This is a genomic window from Burkholderia sp. Bp9016, assembly GCF_003857765.1.
GTDB lineage: Bacteria > Pseudomonadota > Gammaproteobacteria > Burkholderiales > Burkholderiaceae > Burkholderia.
This window is the reverse complement of sequence record NZ_QTPY01000007.1, coordinates 226,853-245,687: the sequence shown is the minus strand read 5'-3', so window position 1 is coordinate 245,687 and position 18,835 is coordinate 226,853. Positions and strand designations below refer to the sequence as shown.

The following is an 18,835-nucleotide window of genomic DNA, read 5'->3' as shown; positions in this document are numbered from 1 at the left end:
GTAACAAGGATGTCTGGCGAGATGTTTGGAGATCGGCAACGGCCGATGGTGCTCGTGCTGGGGCTCGGGGAGTCGGGTCTCGCAATCGCGCGGTGGTGCGCGAGGCACGGGTGCCGGCTGCGTATTGCCGATACCCGCGAGGCGCCGCCGAACCTTGCCGCGCTGCAGGCTGAAGGGATCGATGCCGAGTTCGTCGGCGGGCCGTTTGCGCCCGCGCTGCTCGACGGCGGCGTCGAGATCGTCGGGCTGAGCCCCGGCCTGTCGCCGCTCGAACCGGAGCTCGCGGCGCTGATCGCGGCCGCGAACGAGCGCGGGATCGCGGTGTGGGGCGAACTGGAATTCTTCGCGCAGGCGCTGCGCGCGCTCGGCACGAGCGGCTACCAGCCGAAGGTGCTCGCGATCACCGGCACCAACGGCAAGACGACGACGACGAGCCTCACGGGCCTGCTGTGCCAGCGCTCCGGCAAGAAGGTTGCCGTCGCCGGCAACATCAGCCCGGCGATGCTCGACCGGCTCGCGAGTGCGATCGACGACACCGCGCTGCCCGACGTGTGGGTGCTCGAACTGTCGAGCTTCCAGCTCGAGACCGCGCGCACGTTCGCGCCCGATGCGGCCGCGATCCTGAACATCACGCAGGACCACCTCGACTGGCACGGCAGCTTTGACGCGTATGCGGCAGCGAAGGGCCGGATCTTCGGCGCGACGACGACGCGCGTGCTGAACCGCGACGACGCGGCCGTGATGAAGTTCGCACCGGCGGCGGGCGCTGCCGATGCAGCACGCACGGTCACGTTCGGCCTGAACGAACCGGTGCAGGATGGCGACTACGGGCTGTCGCGCGATAACGGCATAGCGTGGCTGGTGGAAGCGGTCGACCGCGATGCGCCGGACGAGACGACCACGAGCCGCCGGCGCAAGCGCGACGGCGCGCATACGCCCGACATCGCGCAGAAGCGCCTGATGCCGGCCGACGCGCTGCGCATCCGCGGGCTGCACAACGCGGCGAACGCGCTGGCCGCGTTCGCGCTCGCACGAGCGATCGACCTGCCGGCCGCGCCGCTGCTGCACGCGCTGCGCGAATACCGCGGCGAAGCACATCGCGTCGAAGTGATCGCGACGATCGACGACGTCGACTACGTCGACGACAGCAAGGGAACGAACGTCGGCGCGACGGTTGCCGCGCTCGACGGGCTTGCGCAGAAGATCGTGCTGATCGCGGGCGGCGACGGCAAGGGGCAGGATTTCGCGCCGCTGGTCGCGCCGGTCGCCCGCTGGTGCCGTGCGGTGATGCTGATCGGCCGCGATGCGCCGGCGATTCGCGGCACGCTTGCCGAAACCGGCGTGCCGCTCGTCGACCACGCGACGCTCGAAGACGCGGTGCGTGCCGCCGCCGATCTCGCCCAACCGGGCGACGCGGTGCTGCTGTCTCCTGCCTGCGCGAGCCTCGACATGTTCAAGAACTACGCCCATCGCGCGGATGTGTTCCGGGCGGCGGTGGATGAAATCGCCATCGACAAAGGAGCGACGTCATGAGCTGGTCCGATCGCCTCGTCTCCCGTTTCAACGATCGACGCGACACCGGCGGCAATGCCGCGGGCGGCCGTGTCGCATCGGCCACGCGCGCCGCGACGGGCGGCCTCGCGAGCGTCGTCAACGGCGTGCGGCCGAGCCGTTCGCGGATGCTCGACTTCGATTACTCGCTGCTGTGGGTCGCGATCGCGCTGCTCGGGCTCGGCGTCGTGATGGTGTATTCGGCGTCGATCGCGATGCCCGATTCGCCGAAATACGCGTCGTACCACGATTACGCGTTCCTGATGCGCCACGTCATCTCGCTCGTCGTCGCGTTCATCGCGGCGGTGATCGCGTTCCGCGTGCCGATTTCGACGTGGGACAAATACGCACCGCAGCTCTTCCTGATTGCGCTCGTCGGCCTCGTGATCGTGCTGATTCCGCACATCGGCAAGGGTGTGAACGGCGCGCGCCGCTGGATTCCGCTCGGCATCACGAACATGCAGCCGTCGGAAATCATGAAGCTCGCGGTGACGATCTACGCGGCGAACTACACGGTGCGCAAGCAGGAGTACATGCAGAGCTTCGCGAAGGGCTTCCTGCCGATGGCGTTCGCGGTCGGTCTCGTCGGCGCGCTGTTGCTGCTCGAACCTGACATGGGCGCGTTCATGGTGGTCGCCGCGATCGCGATGGGCGTGCTGTTCCTCGGCGGCGTGAACGGCAAGCTGTTCGGCGGCCTCGTCGCGACGGCGGTCGGCACCTTCACGATGCTCGTGTGGCTGTCGCCGTGGCGTCGCGAGCGGATCTTCGCGTATCTCGATCCGTGGGACGAACGCTACGCGCAGGGCAAGGCATACCAGCTCACGCACTCGCTGATCGCGTTCGGCCGCGGCGAGTGGTTCGGCGTCGGCCTCGGCGGCAGCGTCGAGAAGCTGAACTATCTGCCGGAAGCGCATACCGACTTCATCCTCGCTGTGATCGGCGAGGAACTCGGTTTCGTCGGCGTGCTGGTCGTGATCCTGCTGTTCTACTGGATCGTGCGCCGCTCGTTCGAGATCGGCCGCCAGGCGCTCGCGCTGGATCGCACGTTCGCGGGCCTGATGGCGAAGGGCATCGGTATCTGGTTCGGTGCGCAGACCTTCATCAACATGGGCGTGAACCTCGGCCTGCTGCCGACCAAGGGCCTGACGCTGCCGCTCGTGAGCTACGGCGGTTCGGGCATCCTGCTGAACTGCGTCGCGCTCGCGGTGTTGCTGCGTGTGGACTATGAAAATCGCGTACTGATGCGCGGAGGGAAAGTATGACCGCGTCGCGACGCACGCTGATGGTGATGGCAGGCGGCACCGGGGGCCACGTGTTCCCGGGGCTCGCCGTCGCGCACCGGATGGAAGCGGCAGGCTGGCGCGTGGTATGGCTCGGCAATCCGGCCGGGATGGAAGCGACGCTCGTGCCGAAGCACGGCATTCCGATGGAGTACGTGCGTTTCGGCGGGCTGCGCGGCAAGGGACTGAAGACCAAGCTGACGCTGCCGGTCAACCTGCTGCGCGCGTGCTGGCAGAGCCTCGGCGCGCTGCGCCGCGTGCGGCCGGACGTCGTGCTCGGGATGGGCGGCTACATCACGTTCCCGGCGGGCGTGATGGCCGCGCTGTCGGGCCGTCCGCTCGTGCTGCACGAACAGAATTCGATCGCGGGCCTCGCGAACAAGGTGCTCGCGAAATTCGCGAAGCGCGTGCTCGTTGCGTTCCCCGGTGCGCTGCCGCACGCGGAATGGACCGGTAACCCGATCCGCGCGGAACTTGCGCGCACGGAAACGCCCAAAGCACGCTATGCATCGCGCAGCGGCCCGCTGAACGTGCTGGTCGTCGGCGGCAGTCTCGGCGCCGCGGCGCTGAACGAAGTCGTGCCGCGCGCGCTGGCGCTGCTGACGCCGGGCGAGCGCCCGCGCATCGTGCACCAGGCCGGCGCGAAGCACATCGACGCGCTGAAGGCGAACTACGAAGCGGCCGGTTTCGCCGGCGGCGGCGACGTACGGCTCGTGCCGTTCATCGACGACATGGCGAGCGCATACGCGGCGGCGGATCTCGTGATCTGCCGCTCCGGTGCGATGACGGTGTCGGAGATCGCGGCGGTGGGCGTGGCGGCGCTGTTCGTGCCGTTCCCGTACGCGGTCGACGATCACCAGACGACCAACGCCGCGTTCCTCGCCGATGCGGGGGCCGCGGTGCTGGTGCAACAACGCGACCTGTCGGCGGAACTGCTTGCCGACTGGCTGCGCGGCCAGTCTCGGGCATCGCTCGCGGACATGGCGGAGCGTTCGCGCTCGCTGGCAAAACCCGAGGCCACCGACGAAGTCGCGCGCGTCTGCGCGAAGGTGGCCGGCGCGAACCTGGAACAACTGCAATGAAACACATCGTCAAACATATTCATTTCGTCGGGATCGGCGGCGCGGGCATGAGCGGCATCGCCGAAGTGCTCGTCAACCTCGGCTACGAGGTCAGCGGCTCGGACCTGTCGCGCAACGCGGTGACCGATCGTCTCGAAGCGCTCGGCGCGCGGATCGCGATCGGCCACGATGCGGCGAACATCGCGGGCGCGAACGCGGTCGTCGTATCGACGGCCGTGCGCTCGGACAACCCGGAAGTGCTGGCCGCGCGTCACCAGCGCGTGCCGATCGTGCAGCGCGCGGTGATGCTCGCGGAGCTGATGCGCCTGAAGCAGGGGATCGCGATCGCCGGCACGCACGGCAAGACCACGACGACGAGCCTTGTCGCGAGCGTGCTCGCGGCGGGCGGCCTCGATCCGACGTTCGTGATCGGCGGCCGGCTGATCAGCGCCGGCGCGAACGCACGGCTCGGCACGGGCGACTTCATCGTCGCCGAGGCCGACGAGTCGGACGCATCGTTCCTGAACCTGTATCCGGTGATCGAAGTCATCACGAACATCGACGCCGACCACATGGACACCTACGGCCACGATTTCGCGCGGCTCAAGCAGGCGTTCATCGAATTCACGCAGCGCCTGCCGTTCTACGGCAGCGCAGTCGTGTGCGTCGACGATCCGAACGTGCGCCAGATCATCCCGTTCATCTCGAAGCCGGTCGTGCGCTACGGGTTGTCGGCGGATGCGCAGGTGCGCGCCGAAGACATCGACGCGCGCGATGGCCGGATGCATTTCACGGTGATCCGCGACGGCCGTGCGCCGCTCGCGGTGGTGCTGAACCTGCCCGGCCTGCACAACGTGCAGAACGCGCTCGCGGCGATTGCGATCGCGACCGATCTCGGCGTGTCGGACGACGCGATCCAGCAGGCGCTGGCGGAATTCAACGGCGTCGGCCGACGCTTCCAGCGCTATGGCGAGGTGCCGAGCGCGGACGGTGGCCAGTACACGCTGATCGACGATTACGGTCATCACCCGGTCGAGATGGCCGCGACGGTCGCGGCCGCGCGCGGTGCGTTCCCGGGCCGCCGCCTCGTGCTGGCGTTCCAGCCGCACCGCTATACGCGCACGCGTGACTGTTTCGACGACTTCGTCAACGTGCTGTCGACGGTCGACGCACTGGTGCTGACGGAAGTCTATGCGGCCGGCGAGGCGGCGATCGCGACGGCCAACGGCGACGCGCTGTCGCGCGCTCTGCGTGCCGCGGGCAAGGTTGAACCGGTGTTCGTCGCGTCGGTCGACGACGTGCCGGGTGCATTGGCGAAGGTCGCGCAGAACGGCGACGTAGTGATCACGATGGGCGCGGGTTCGATCGGCGGCGTGCCGGCGAAGATCGTGCAGAACACGCAACAGAAGGGATGACATGAGCGGGATCGATCCGAAACGTTTCGGCAAGGTGGCGGTGTTGTTCGGCGGCGAATCCGCCGAGCGCGAGGTGTCGCTCACCTCGGGCCGCCTCGTGCTGCAGGGCCTGCGCGATGCGGGTATCGACGCGCATCCGTTCGACCCGGCCGAGCGGCCGTTGTCGGCGCTGAAGGACGAAGGCTTCGTGCGCGCGTTCAACGCGCTGCATGGCGGTTACGGCGAGAACGGCCAGATTCAGGGCGCACTCGATTTCTACGGGATCCGCTACACGGGTAGCGGCGTGCTCGGCTCGGCGCTCGGCCTGGACAAGTTCCGCACGAAGCTCGTGTGGCAGCAGACGGGCGTGCCGACGCCGCCGTTCGAGACGGTGATGCGCGGCGACGATTACGCGGCGCGTGCAACGGAGATCGTCGCGAAGCTCGGCCTGCCGCTGTTCGTGAAGCCGGCGAGCGAGGGTTCGAGCGTCGCGGTGCTGAAGGTGAAGACGGCCGACGCGTTGCCCGCCGCACTGTCGGAAGCGGCGACGCATGACAAGATCGTGATCGTCGAGAAGAGCATCGAAGGCGGCGGCGAATACACCGCGTGCATCGCCGGCGATCTCGACCTGCCGCTGATCAAGATCGTGCCGGCCGGCGAGTTCTACGACTACCACGCGAAGTACGTCGCCGACGATACGCAGTACCTGATCCCGTGCGGGCTGTCGGCCGAGCAGGAAACCGAACTGAAGCGCATCGCGCGCCGCGCCTTCGACGTGCTGGGCTGCACCGACTGGGGCCGCGCGGACTTCATGCTCGACGCCGCCGGCAACGCGTATTTCCTGGAAGTGAACACGGCCCCCGGGATGACCGACCATTCGCTGCCGCCGAAGGCCGCGCGCTCGATCGGCATCAGCTATTCGGAGCTGGTCGTGAAGGTGCTGTCGCTCACGCTCAACGACTGACGCAGGAACGGAACGACGTATGTGGAACAACGTTCGCCAACTCAACCTTGCCGCCAGCGCGCTGTACGCGCTGTTGCTGCTCGTGTTGGCGGCGGCCGGCTGCTACTGGCTGATCCAGCGTCCGACGTTCGCGCTGCGCGAAATCCGGATCGACGGCGACACCGAGCACATCAACACGCCGACGGTGCGCGCCGGCGTGGTCGGCAGGCTGAAGGGCAATTTCTTCACGGTCGATCTCGACACGGCCCGTGCCGCGTTCGAGCAGATGCCGTGGGTGCGGCATGCGAGCGTGCGGCGGGTGTGGCCGAATGCGCTGGCTGTCACGCTTGAGGAGTACAAACCGCTCGGGACCTGGGGCAGCGCGCAGCTCGTGAGCACCGACGGCGAGCTGTTCACCGCGAACCAGGGCGAGCTGGATCAAGAACTGCCCGCGTTCGACGGCCCGGAGGGCAGTGCGAAGGAAGTCGTCACGCGGTATCGCGACTTCACGAACTGGTTTGCGCCGTTGAAGGCGGCGCCTGAAGAAGTGACGCTGTCGGCGCGTTACGCGTGGACGGTGAAGCTGTCGAACGGCATGCAGGTCGAGCTGGGCAAGGAGCGCACCAGCGAAACCCTGCACGACCGGAGCCAGCGCCTCGTCGCCGCGTGGCCGGCCGTCACGGAGCGCTGGGGCAACGACATCGAGTACGCGGACCTGCGTTATCCGAACGGATTCGCGATTCGTGCGGCAGGCATGCGGTTCCTGACCGATACCGACAAGCGCAAGAAGTAACGAGAGATCACACGCAAGAGCACTTTATGAGCAAAGACTACAAGGATCTGCTGGTTTCCCTCGACATCGGCACGTCGAAGGTGGTGGCCATCGTCGCCGAGCTGAAGGGCGAAGGCCATTACGAGGTCATCGGCCTCGGCCAGAGCGAATCGAAGGGTCTGAAGAAGGGCGTGGTGGTCAACATCGAGGCCACCGTGCAGTCGATCCAGCGCGCGCTCGAGGAAGCCGAGCTGATGGCCGACTGCAAGATCACCAACGTGTTTACGGGGATCGCGGGCAGCCACATCCGCAGCTTCAACTCGAGCGGGATGGTCGCGATCAAGGACAAGGAAGTCACGCAGACCGACGTCGCGCGCGTGATCGAGACCGCGAAGGCGATCAACATCCCGACCGACCAGCAGGTGCTGCACATCCTCACGCAGGAATTCATCATCGACGGCCAGGAAGACGTACGCGAGCCGATCGGGATGAGCGGCATTCGCCTCGAGGTGAAGGTGCACATCGTGACGGGCGCGGTCAGCGCCGCGCAGAACATCGTCAAGTGCGTGCGCCGCTGCGGGCTGGAAGTGAACGATCTGATCCTGCAGCCGCTGGCGTCGTCGCTGGCCGTGCTGACGGAAGACGAGAAGGATCTCGGCGTGGTGCTGGTCGACATCGGCGGCGGCACGACCGACATCGCGATCTTCGCCGAAGGCGCGATCCGACACACCGCGGTGATTCCGATCGCCGGCGACCAGATCACGAGCGACATCGCGATGGCGCTGCGCACGCCGACGCCGGATGCGGAAGACATCAAGGTCGGCTACGGCATCGCGAAACAGGCGCTTGCCGATCCGGACGAGATGGTCGAAGTGCCCGGCCTCGGCGAACGCGGTCCGCGCACGCTGTCGCGCCAGGCGCTCGCCGCGGTGATCGAGCCGCGCGTCGAGGAACTGTTCTCGCTCGTGCAGCAGGTCGTGCGCGAGTCGGGTTACGAAGAACTGCTGAGCTCCGGCGTGGTCATTACCGGCGGGGCTTCGATGATGCCGGGCATGGTCGAGCTCGGCGAAGACATTTTCCTGAAGCCGGTGCGCATCGGTGCGCCGGAATATGCAGGCGGCCTCGCCGACGTGGTGCGCAATCCGCGCTACTCGACGGCGATGGGCCTGCTCGTCGAAGGCAGTGCTCAGCGCATGCGCGGCCGCAAGGTCGCCGTGCAGTCCGGTAACGCGGGGCAGATTTTCTCGCGGATGAAGGAATGGTTCCTGAGCAACTTCTGACGAAAGAAACGAATCGAAATTCGCGCTGGTGCCGGCGGCTGGCGCGCGACAGGGGGTTGCCCGATCTCCTGCCGAATAACGGCCGAGCAGGTTTATTTTCTTGACGGAGGCAACAATGGAATTCGAAATGCTGGAAACCGAAACCAACGGCACCATCATCAAGGTGGTCGGCGTTGGCGGCGCTGGCGGCAATGCCGTCCAGCACATGATCAATCGCGGCGTGCAGGGCGTCGACTTCATCGTGATGAATACGGACGCCCAGGCGTTGTCGCGTTCGCGCGCATCGTCGGTGATCCAGCTGGGCAACACGGGCCTTGGCGCCGGTGCGAAGCCGGAAATGGGCCGTGCGGCAGCGGAAGAAGCACGTGAGCGCATCGCGGACGCACTGCGTGGCGCGCACATGGTGTTCATCACGGCCGGCATGGGCGGTGGCACGGGCACGGGCGCAGCGCCGGTGGTCGCGCAGATCGCGAAAGAGATGGGCATCCTGACGGTTGGTGTCGTCAGCAAGCCGTTCGAGTTCGAAGGCGGCAAGCGCATGCGCGTCGCGGAAGCAGGCTCGCAGCAACTGGAGGATCACGTCGACTCGCTGATCGTCGTCCTGAACGACAAGCTGTTCGACGTGATGGGCGATGACGCCGAGATGGACAAGTGCTTCCAGTGCGCGGACGACGTGTTGAACAACGCAGTCGCAGGCATCGCTGAAATCATCAATGTCGATGGCCTCGTGAACGTCGACTTCGAAGACGTGAAGACGGTGATGGGCGAGCAGGGCAAGGCGATGATGGGCACGGCGACGGTTGCCGGCGTCGATCGCGCACGCCTCGCGGCGGAACAGGCCGTGGCGAGCCCGCTGCTCGAAGGCGTCGATCTGTCGGGCGCGCGCGGCGTGCTGGTCAACATCACGTCGAGCCGTTCGCTGCGTCTGTCGGAAACGCGCGAAGTGATGAACACGATCAAGAGTTACGCGGCGGAAGATGCGACGGTGATCTTCGGTGCGGTGTACGACGACGCGATGGGCGATGCACTGCGCGTGACGGTCGTGGCGACGGGTCTGGGCCGTGCGGCGAAGAAGCAGCAATCGGCTCCGATGACGCTGCTGCGCACCGGCACCGACAACCAGCCGGTCAGCTCGGTCTCGCACGGTTATGCACAGCCGCAACACGTCAGCACGGCCGACTACGGCGCGCTCGATACGCCCGCAGTGTGGCGCAATTCGCGCGAAACCGCGGCATCGCACGTGCAGGCGCTGCAGGAGAAGGGTGTCGACACGTACGACATCCCGGCTTTCCTGCGCAAGCAGGCTGACTGACGACGCACACAGGCGAAGCCGCGGCGGGGTCGCCGCGGTAACGCCGGCGTGACGGATGCCACGGACCACGACAGGCCGCGTCGGATGCGACGCCGGGCCGGGAGACGTGCCCTCTTCGCATGAGCGGAGCGGGATGGGACGTGCTGTCCGCAACACGCTGAAAAACCGTATCGCTATGAGGGACCAGCCATGATTCAAGTGGGCGACGCGCTGCCCGACGCGCAACTGTTCGAGTTCATCGACGACGCGCGCGAAGGGTGCACGCTTGGGCCGAATGCCTACAGCGTGCGCGACCAGGTTGCGGGAAAGCGGGTGGTGATCTTCGGATTGCCGGGCGCGTTCACGCCGACCTGCTCGGCGCAGCATGTGCCGGGCTATGTCGGGCACGCCGAGCAACTGCGCTCGGCGGGCATCGACGAGCTCTGGTGCGTGTCCGTCAACGACGCATTCGTGATGGGCGCATGGGGACGTGATCTGCACACCGCGGGCAAGGTGCGCATGATGGCGGACGGCAGCGCTGCTTTCACTCATGCGCTGGGGCTGACGCAGGATTTGTCCGCGCGTGGCATGGGAATCCGTTCCCTGCGCTACGCGATGGTGATCGACGACGGTGTGGTCAAGACGCTGGCCGTCGAAGCGCCGGGCAAGTTCGAAGTGAGCGATGCGGCGAGTGTGCTCGCGACGTTGACGCCCTGATCGTGCGGTGCACCGTTGCCTGACGGCAACGCTGCTCGCCGAGCCTCAGGGCAGTTGTAACACGGGCCGATGACCGGAAACGCCTCCGTTCCGGGCATCGGCCCGTCCCGTATCGACGCGGGTAAACAGCCGAAACAGATTGATACGCAGTTTCAAACAGCGTTGAATAGGGAATTACGCTATAATCCCGCCTATCGAATATAACTCCTGATTGATATCTTCAATCAAGGCGAAGAACACCATGTTGAAGCAGCGCACCATCAAATCCATCGTGAAGACCGTTGGGATCGGTGTCCACTCGGGCCGCAAGATCGAGCTGACGCTCCGTCCCGCTGCGCCGGGCACGGGCATCGTCTTTTCGCGCGTCGATCTGCCCACGCCTGTCGACATTCCCGCCACGGCGACGTCGATCGGCGACACGCGGCTCGCGTCGGTGCTGCAGAAGGATGGCGTGCGGGTGTCGACGGTCGAGCATCTGATGTCCGCGTGCGCGGGTCTCGGCATCGACAACCTGTATGTCGACGTGACGGCCGAGGAAATCCCGATCATGGACGGCAGCGCGGCGACCTTCGTGTTTCTGATCCAGTCCGCCGGCATCGAGGAGCAGAACGCGCCGAAGCGCTTCATCAAGGTGAAGAAGACGGTCGAGATCCGCGATGGCGACAAGTTCGCGCGCCTCGATCCGTATTTCGGCTTCAAGCTGAAGTTCTCGATCGACTTCCGCCACCCGGCCGTCGACAAGACGGGCCAGGAGCTCGAGGTCGATTTTGCGAACACGTCGTACGTGCGCGAGATCGCGCGTGCGCGCACGTTCGGCTTCGCGCACGAAGCCGAGATGCTGCGCGAGATGGGCCTGGCACGCGGCGGCAGCATGGACAACGCGATCGTCCTCGACGAGTACCGCATCCTGAACAACGACGGGCTGCGCTACGACGACGAATTCGTGAAGCACAAGATGCTCGATGCGATCGGCGACCTGTACGTGATCGGCCATCCGCTGCTCGCGTCGTACACGGCGTACAAGTCGGGTCACGGGCTGAACAACCGGCTGCTGCGCGAACTGCTCGCGCACGAGGACGCGTACGAGATCGTCACGTTCGACGATCCGCAGACCGCACCGAGTGGCTTCGCGTTCGACACGCAGACGGCCTTCGCCTGATCGGCGTCCGGCACGAACGATAAAAAAGCGACCTTCGGGTCGCTTTTTTGTTGTCGGGCGGTTGCCGGGGTGGCGCGCTCAGCGCGACGACTTCGCGCCGTGCCGCGCGGCCATTCGCGCCAGTGCGGCCTGCAGCGGCGACGGCTCGAGGTGATCGGCGAGGTCGCGCAACGCGGTGGCGCCGACCGTCGTCATCCGCGCCTGTTTCACGTGCGGCGGTTCCGGCGCGTCTTTCGGCCGCACGCGCACGCGCAGCGCCGAAACCGGCCAGCCGCGCTTCTGCAGATCGGCGAGCAGCCGCGGCTCGACCTGTCGCAGCCGGGCAGCGAGCGCATTGTGCGCGGCAAAGAGGGTCAGGGTGCCGTCCTTGATGGAACCCGGTTCGACATGATTCGCAAGATAGTCGGGCAGGAGCGCGGTGAGGTCGCGCTGCAGCGACGCGACCTGTTCGACGCCGGCGCGCAGCGCCGCGAACGCGTCGGTGCGGTTGAGCACTTCGGACACGGGTTGCGGGCGATACGCGGGGAGCGGGCCGAAACGCTTGTTAAATCGGTTCATCGAGGCATTCTTCGGGCGCGCATGCGCGCGGACGTTGACGCCGATTGTACCTGTGCCGGCCCGCGCACGCGCGGCTTTCGGGCGGCCGGCCGCGTAGCGGCCCCGCTTGCCGGTGCGCGGCGGACGTCCTGCCGGGACACGGGCGCATGCGTTCCCGCGTGCTAAAATTCCTCGTTTGAGTCCACTAATTCGCTAAGCCGCCGAGGCTCGGGCGTCGGGGCGCGCATCACGCGCCGGGCGCCGGTGCTGCGACGCAGGGTCCGATCCGATGACAACCGGTTTTCTCCAGAAAATTTTTGGCAGCCGCAACCAGCGGCTCGTCAAGCAATACCAAAAGACCGTCACGACGATCAATGCGCTCGAAACGCAGATCGAGAAGCTGACGGACGACCAGTTGCGCGGCAAGACGGACGAGTTCCGCCAGCGTGTGGCCGGCGGCGAGTCGCTCGACAAGCTGCTGCCGGAAGCGTTCGCGGTCTGCCGGGAGGCGAGCCGCCGCGTGCTGAAGATGCGTCACTTCGACGTGCAGATGATCGGCGGCATGGTGCTGCACTACGGCAAGATCGCCGAAATGCGCACCGGCGAAGGCAAGACGCTCGTCGCGACGCTGCCCGTCTATCTGAATGCGCTCGCGGGCCGCGGCGTGCACGTCGTGACGGTCAACGACTACCTCGCGCAGCGTGACGCCGAATGGATGGCGCGCCTCTACAACTTCCTCGGTCTGTCGGTCGGCATCAACCTGTCGGGCATGGAGCACGAACAGAAGCAGCAGGCCTACGCGTCGGACATCACGTACGGTACGAACAACGAGTTCGGCTTCGACTACCTGCGCGACAACATGGTCTACGAGACCGACGCGCGCGTGCAGCGGGCACTGAATTTCGCGGTTGTTGACGAAGTTGACTCGATCCTGATCGACGAGGCGCGTACGCCGCTGATCATCTCGGGCCAGGCCGAGGATCACACCGAACTGTATGTGCGGATGAACGCGCTGCCGCCGCTGCTCGAGCGCCAGATCGGCGAGGAGAAGGCCGACGGCACGGGCGTCGAGAAGCCGGGCGACTACACGCTCGACGAGAAATCGCGCCAGGTGTTCCTGACGGAGTCGGGCCACGAGAAGGCCGAGCGACTGCTCGCCGAGTGGGGCCTGATCGGCGAGGGTGAAAGCCTGTACGCGCCGCAGAACATCACGCTGATGCACCACGTGTATGCTGCGCTGCGCGCGCACACGCTGTTCCACAAGGACCAGCACTACGTCGTGCAGAACGGCGAAGTGGTCATCGTCGACGAATTCACGGGCCGCCTGATGGCGGGCCGCCGCTGGTCCGACGGCCTGCACCAGGCGGTCGAGGCGAAGGAGCACGTGAAGATCCAGAGCGAGAACCAGACGCTCGCATCGATCACGTTCCAGAACTACTTCCGCATGTACGCGAAGCTCGCTGGCATGACGGGTACCGCGGACACCGAAGCGTACGAATTCAACGAGATCTACGGTCTCGAAACGGTCGTGATCCCGACCAACCGTCCGCCGAAGCGGATCGACAAGCAGGATCAGATCTACAAGACGGCCAAGGAGCGCTACGACGCGGTGATCCGCGATATTCGCGAGTGCTACGAGCGCGGCCAGCCGGTGCTGGTCGGCACGACGTCGATCGAGAACTCCGAGCTGCTGTCGCACCTGCTGAAGCAGGCGGGGCTGCCGCACGAAGTGCTGAACGCGAAGCAGCACGAGCGTGAAGCCGCGATCGTCGCGGAAGCCGGCCGTCCGAAGCGCATCACGATCGCGACCAACATGGCGGGTCGCGGTACCGACATTGTGCTCGGCGGCAACGCCGAGAAGCAGGCGGCGTTCATCGACGCCGACGACGCGATCCCGGCCGACGAAAAGGCGCGCCGCATCAAGCAGCTGCACGACGAGTGGGAAACGCTGCACGAGCAAGTGAAGGCCGCGGGCGGCCTGCACATCATCGGTACCGAACGTCACGAGTCGCGCCGGATCGACAACCAGCTGCGCGGCCGTGCGGGCCGTCAGGGCGATCCGGGCTCGTCGCGCTTCTACCTGTCGCTCGACGATCCGCTGCTGCGCATCTTCGCGGGCGACCGCGTGCGTTCGATCATGGATCGCCTGAAGATGCCGGAAGGCGAGGCGATCGAGGCCGGCATCGTCACGCGCTCGATCGAATCCGCGCAGCGCAAGGTCGAAGCGCGCAACTTCGACATCCGCAAGCAGCTGCTCGAATACGACGACGTGTCGAACGACCAGCGCAAGGTGATCTACCAGCAGCGCAACGAATTGCTCGAAGCACACGACATCACCGAGACGATCTCGGCGATGCGTCATGGCGTGATCACCGAAGTCGTTCGCCAGTTCGTGCCGGAAGGCAGCATCGAGGAACAATGGGACGTGCCCGAGCTCGAGGAAGCGCTGCGCAACGACTGGCAGCTCGATCTCGCGATCCAGGAAATGGTGAACGAGTCGTCGTCGATCACGGCCGAGGAGATTCTCGAAGCCGTGACGACTGCCGCCGACGAGCAGTACGAAGCGAAGGTCGCGATGGTCGGCCGCGAATCGTTCAGCGCGTTCGAGCGTTCGGTGATGCTGCAGACGGTCGACCGCCTGTGGCGCGAGCACCTCGCGGCGCTCGACCACCTGCGCCAGGGTATCCATCTGCGCGGCTATGCGCAGAAGAACCCGAAGCAGGAGTACAAGCGCGAAGCGTTCGAACTGTTCGCAGCGATGCTCGAGGCGATCAAGCAGGAAGTCACGCGCATCGTGATGAACGTGCAGATCCAGTCGCCGGAGCAGCTCGAGGAAGCCGCGGAGCAGATCGAGGAGCGCGGCGGCCATCTCGAGAACGTCGAGTACCAGCACGCCGACTATGCGGAAGCCGGGCCGGTTGCGAACGTCGCGGCCGCCACGGCGGCTACCGCGACGGCCGACATGGTCGGCAGCGCGATGACCCACGGCGGCCCCGGCGGCGAAATGCCGAAGGTCGGCCGCAACGACCCGTGCCCGTGCGGCAGCGGCAAGAAGTACAAGCAGTGTCACGGGAAGCTGTCATGATCGGCGGCGGCGCGCATTGCGCGTGCCGCGTCGTTCGCAGCTTCGAGTCAGTGATGTGAGTTGCGGCGGCCCGCTCGTGCGGCCGCCGGTTCTTCCAATCGATGCCGGCGCATGCCGGCATTTTCCATCCGGCAGGTGTGCCCCATGGCTGTCAATTTTCCGTCGATCGATCCCGCCCAACTGCATCCCGTCGCCGGCGTCACGCTAGGCTGGGCGGAAGCGAACATCCGCAAGCCGAATCGCAAGGACGTGCTGGTCATTTCCATCGATGAAGGGGCGACGGTCGCCGGCGTATTCACCGAAAACCGCTTCTGTGCCGCGCCCGTAACGGTGTGCCGCGAGCACCTGGCAAAGGTGCGTGCGGGCGGTGCGGGCATCCGCGCGCTCGTCATCAATACGGGCAATGCGAACGCCGGCACCGGCGAGCCGGGCCTCGTGAACACGCGCGAAACCTGCGCGGAACTCGCGCGCCTGGCGGGCATCGACGCCGCTCAGGTGCTGCCGTTCTCGACCGGCGTGATTCTCGAGCCGCTGCCGATCGACCGTCTGAAGGCGGGGCTGCCGGCCGCGCTTGCGAACCGCAAGGCAGCGAACTGGTATGACGCCGCGCAGGCGATCATGACGACCGACACGCTGCCGAAGGCGACATCGCGCCAGGTGACGATCGACGGTCACACGGTCACGCTGACGGGTATCAGCAAGGGCGCGGGCATGATCAAGCCGAACATGGCGACGATGCTCGGCTTCCTCGCGTTCGACGCGAACGTTGCACAGCCGGTGCTCGATACGCTCGTGAAGGAAGTGGCCGACCGTTCTTTCAACTGCATCACGATCGACGGTGACACGTCGACGAACGACTCGTTCATCCTGATCGCGTCGGGCAAGAGCACGTTGCCCGCGATCACGTCGACCGATTCGCCGGCCTATGCGGCGCTGCGCGATGCGGTCACGCAGGTCGCACAGGTGCTGTCGCAACTGATCGTGCGCGACGGCGAAGGCGCGACGAAATTCATGACGGTGCAGGTCGAAGGCGGCAAGAGCGTCGCGGAATGCCGCCAGATCGCGTACGCGATCGGTCATTCGCCGCTCGTGAAGACAGCGTTCTATGCATCCGACCCCAACCTCGGTCGCATTCTCGCGGCGATCGGCTATGCGGGCGTCACGGATCTCGACGTCGGCAAGATCGATCTCTATCTCGACGACGTGCTCGTCGCGAAGGCTGGTGGCCGCAATCCGGCCTACCAGGAAGAGGATGGCCAGCGTGTGATGAAGCAGAGCGAAATCACGATCCGCGTGGTGCTCGGCCGCGGCGACGCGCAGGCAACCGTCTGGACGTGCGACCTGTCGCACGATTATGTGAGCATCAACGCGGATTACCGCTCCTGATCGGGGCGCTCGAACGACATGGACAAGCTCGAACAGTTTCTGACGCGCGCGGAAGCGCTGCTGGGCCGCCTCGAGGGAATGCTGCCGCCGGCGCCGGCAGCGGTCGACTGGCATGCCGCCACCGCGTTCCGCTGGCGCAAGCGCCAGGGGCGCGGCTATCTGCAGCCGGTGTCGGCCACGTCGTCGATCACGCTCGACGACCTGCACAACATCGATCGGCAGAAGGGGTTGATCGACCAGAACACACGACAGTTCGTGCAGAGCAAGCCGGCGAACAACGTGCTGCTGACCGGCGCTCGCGGCACCGGCAAGTCGTCTCTGATCAAGGCGTGCCTGAACGCGTATGCGAAGGACGGGCTGCGCCTGATCGAAGTCGACAAGGACGACCTGCACGATCTGGGCGACATCGTCGATCTGATCTCGCAGCGTCCGGAGCGGTTCATCGTGTTCTGCGACGACCTGTCGTTCGAGGACGGCGAATCGGGCTACAAGGCGCTGAAGGTTGCGCTGGATGGTTCGATCGCCGCGCAGTCGGACAACGTGCTCATCTACGCGACGTCGAACCGCCGCCATCTGTTGCCGGAGTACATGAGCGACAACGAGTCGTACAAGCATCTGCCGGACGGCGAGATCCACCCCGGCGAAGTCGTCGAGGAGAAGATCTCGTTGTCGGAGCGCTTCGGCCTGTGGGTCAGCTTCTATCCGTTCAAGCAGGACGACTATCTCGACATCGTCGGGCACTGGCTGCGTCATTTCGGCTGCCCGGACGCGGAGATCGAAACGGCGCGCGGCGATGCGCTCGTCTGGGCGCTCGAGCGCGGGTCCCGCTCGGGGCGGGTCGCGTGGCAGTTCGCACGTGACTGGTCGGGCCGCAAGGAGCAGGCATGAGCACGGATTCCGCAGCGGGCGCCGTGGACGGCCGCAAGGTGACGGAGGTCGCAGTCGGCGTGATGGTGCAGCCGGATGGGCGGTATCTGCTCGCACAGCGGTTGCTGGGCAAGCCGTACGAAGGTTACTGGGAGTTTCCGGGCGGCAAGCTGGAAGCCGGCGAGAGCGTCGAGGACGCGCTCGCGCGCGAACTGCACGAGGAACTCGGCATCGTCGTCACGGCGAGCCATCGCTGGCATACGCTCGAGCACGATTATCCGCACGCATACGTGCGGCTCTATTTCTGCAAGGTGACGGGCTGGACGGGCGAGCCGCACAGCAAGGAAGGGCAGGCGTTCGTGTGGCAGCAACTGCCGGTCGAGGTTGCGCCGCTGTTGCCGGCGGCGCTGCCGGTGCTCGAACTGCTGGAGAAGGAAGCGGCGTCGCAATGACGCCGCGGCGGCCCGCCCGAAAGGCGGGCCATATCGCTGGCGGGCGGGTTCGCGTGCCGCTCAGCTGTCGCGACGGCCGTCGGTGCCGTCTTCCTCGGACGACGGGCCTTCGTCGGACGATCCGCCGATCCGGTACTTTTCCGCGGCCCATGCGCCGAGGTCGAGCTGCTTGCAGCGGGCCGAACAGAAGGGACGGAACTGATTTTCAGGCGTCCAGCGCACTTCTACGCCGCACGAAGGGCATTTCACAACGGTAGTCATACGAAACGTCGAACCGGCACGCGGTCGTTACAGATTGCACAGGGTCAAATGGAATGGCACGTCGATGTCCACCGCGCGCGGACGCACGTCGCCGTCCTGCATGGTGAACCGTACCCAAAGCATGTATTTGTTCGCGCTCGCTTCGGGGATCACGCGCAGTTCCGGCGGCACGCGTACCTGCATCAGCTGGTAGGTGCGCCCCGACAGCATCTGCTGATAGCTGCCCTGCATCGCCATCACTTTCGACGCCTGTCCCGATTCGCGCGCGAGCCGCAGCACGATCGTCGCGGCGTCGCGCAGCGGCAGCAGCGGCATGATCCATTTCGCGATGTCCTGGCGCCGCTGTTCGGCGGGCCATTGCTGCCACGCATAGTAGGACGGCAGATCGAACTTGCACGTGCCGCCGGGAATCACCGCGCGGCTGCGGATGCTGGCAAGCCACTCGTTGTCGACCAGATGTTGCCCGGTCTTGCCCTGCATCTGCGCGAGATTGGCGAGCGTCTGCTCGATTTCGCCGAGCACGGCTTCGAGTGCGTTCTGTTCGATACCCGGATTGCCGCGAAAGGGGGCGAGCGTCTGGCGTTGACGTTCGAGCTCCTTCATCAGATCCGATTTCAGATCCGCGCGGCCCGTCACCTCGGCGATTTCGAACAGCGTCGTCAGCGCGATGTGGTGCTCACGCGGGTCCTCCTGAGCCAAAAAGAACGCGAAGCGCTCGAACAGGTCTTCGAGGCGCAACAGCGTGCGAATTCGCTCGTTGAACGGATACTCGTAAAGAATCAAGCGCGCTCGCCTCTCG

17 protein-coding genes are annotated in these 18,835 nt (G+C 66.0%); 14 read left to right on the top strand and 3 right to left on the bottom strand.

The window, feature by feature from the left end:
- Positions 1-21 precede the first annotated feature (21 nt).
- From murD to lpxC, 10 genes are all read left to right on the top strand, one after another.
- Positions 22-1,533, top strand: a complete 1,512-nt coding sequence (gene murD, locus DIE13_RS11435) for a UDP-N-acetylmuramoyl-L-alanine--D-glutamate ligase (RefSeq protein WP_124827243.1) — start codon at positions 22-24, stop codon at positions 1,531-1,533.
- Positions 1,530-2,813 carry a putative lipid II flippase FtsW gene (ftsW, locus tag DIE13_RS11430; protein WP_124827233.1) on the top strand — a complete coding sequence of 428 codons (1,284 nt, stop codon included), beginning with the start codon at positions 1,530-1,532 and terminating at the stop codon, positions 2,811-2,813. Before murD ends, ftsW begins: the two co-directional genes overlap by 4 nt.
- Positions 2,810-3,913 (top strand): undecaprenyldiphospho-muramoylpentapeptide beta-N-acetylglucosaminyltransferase, encoded by a 1,104-nt coding sequence (gene murG / locus DIE13_RS11425; protein WP_124827232.1) that lies wholly within the window; start codon positions 2,810-2,812, stop codon positions 3,911-3,913. The genes ftsW and murG overlap by 4 nt, the downstream gene beginning before the upstream one ends.
- Positions 3,910-5,307 (top strand): UDP-N-acetylmuramate--L-alanine ligase, encoded by a 1,398-nt coding sequence (gene murC, locus DIE13_RS11420; protein ID WP_124827231.1) that lies wholly within the window; start codon positions 3,910-3,912, stop codon positions 5,305-5,307. Before murG ends, murC begins: the two co-directional genes overlap by 4 nt.
- A 1-nt stretch (position 5,308) precedes the next feature.
- Positions 5,309-6,250, top strand: a complete 942-nt coding sequence (locus tag DIE13_RS11415) for a D-alanine--D-alanine ligase (protein WP_124827230.1) — start codon at positions 5,309-5,311, stop codon at positions 6,248-6,250.
- Between the two features lie 19 nt (positions 6,251-6,269).
- Positions 6,270-7,022: a cell division protein FtsQ/DivIB gene (locus DIE13_RS11410; protein WP_124827229.1), complete on the top strand. Its 753-nt coding sequence runs from the start codon at positions 6,270-6,272 to the stop codon at positions 7,020-7,022.
- Between the two features lie 26 nt (positions 7,023-7,048).
- On the top strand, positions 7,049-8,281 hold the full coding sequence (gene ftsA / locus DIE13_RS11405; protein WP_006752447.1) for a cell division protein FtsA: 1,233 nt from the start codon (positions 7,049-7,051) through the stop codon (positions 8,279-8,281).
- A gap of 115 nt (positions 8,282-8,396) precedes the next feature.
- The gene (gene ftsZ, locus DIE13_RS11395; RefSeq protein ID WP_124827228.1) at positions 8,397-9,593 is read left to right on the top strand and encodes a cell division protein FtsZ; all 1,197 of its coding nucleotides are present in this window, start codon (positions 8,397-8,399) and stop codon (positions 9,591-9,593) included.
- Between the two features lie 189 nt (positions 9,594-9,782).
- Complete coding sequence (locus DIE13_RS11390; RefSeq protein ID WP_124827227.1) at positions 9,783-10,289, top strand: peroxiredoxin; 507 nt, start codon at positions 9,783-9,785, stop codon at positions 10,287-10,289.
- Positions 10,290-10,530: 241 nt separating this feature from the next.
- Positions 10,531-11,448 (top strand): UDP-3-O-acyl-N-acetylglucosamine deacetylase, encoded by a 918-nt coding sequence (lpxC, locus tag DIE13_RS11385; protein ID WP_096506164.1) that lies wholly within the window; start codon positions 10,531-10,533, stop codon positions 11,446-11,448.
- A gap of 78 nt (positions 11,449-11,526) precedes the next feature.
- Here the strand turns inward: lpxC and DIE13_RS11380 are convergent, their stop codons facing one another.
- On the bottom strand, positions 11,527-12,006 hold the full coding sequence (locus DIE13_RS11380) for a DUF721 domain-containing protein (RefSeq protein WP_124827226.1): 480 nt from the start codon (positions 12,004-12,006) through the stop codon (positions 11,527-11,529).
- Positions 12,007-12,274: 268 nt separating this feature from the next.
- On the opposite strand from DIE13_RS11380, the gene secA reads away from it, so the two are divergent.
- The 4 genes from secA (at position 12,275) to DIE13_RS11360 (ending at position 17,775) form a co-directional block, all read left to right on the top strand.
- Entirely contained in the window at positions 12,275-15,070 is a 2,796-nt protein-coding gene (gene secA, locus DIE13_RS11375) for a preprotein translocase subunit SecA (protein ID WP_124827225.1), read from the top strand.
- Positions 15,071-15,214: 144 nt separating this feature from the next.
- On the top strand, positions 15,215-16,456 hold the full coding sequence (gene argJ / locus DIE13_RS11370) for a bifunctional glutamate N-acetyltransferase/amino-acid acetyltransferase ArgJ (protein WP_124827224.1): 1,242 nt from the start codon (positions 15,215-15,217) through the stop codon (positions 16,454-16,456).
- Between the two features lie 18 nt (positions 16,457-16,474).
- On the top strand, positions 16,475-17,344 hold the full coding sequence (locus DIE13_RS11365) for an ATP-binding protein (RefSeq protein WP_124827223.1): 870 nt from the start codon (positions 16,475-16,477) through the stop codon (positions 17,342-17,344).
- Complete coding sequence (locus tag DIE13_RS11360) at positions 17,341-17,775, top strand: NUDIX domain-containing protein (RefSeq protein WP_124827222.1); 435 nt, start codon at positions 17,341-17,343, stop codon at positions 17,773-17,775. Before DIE13_RS11365 ends, DIE13_RS11360 begins: the two co-directional genes overlap by 4 nt.
- A 60-nt stretch (positions 17,776-17,835) precedes the next feature.
- Here DIE13_RS11360 and DIE13_RS11355 read toward each other — a convergent pair whose 3' ends face one another.
- Positions 17,836-18,036 carry a DNA gyrase inhibitor YacG gene (locus DIE13_RS11355; protein ID WP_124827221.1) on the bottom strand — a complete coding sequence of 67 codons (201 nt, stop codon included), beginning with the start codon at positions 18,034-18,036 and terminating at the stop codon, positions 17,836-17,838.
- A gap of 27 nt (positions 18,037-18,063) precedes the next feature.
- A complete protein-coding gene (gene zapD / locus DIE13_RS11350; RefSeq protein WP_124827220.1) occupies positions 18,064-18,819 on the bottom strand; it encodes a cell division protein ZapD in 756 nt (251 codons plus the stop codon).
- Positions 18,820-18,835: the final 16 nt, after the last annotated feature.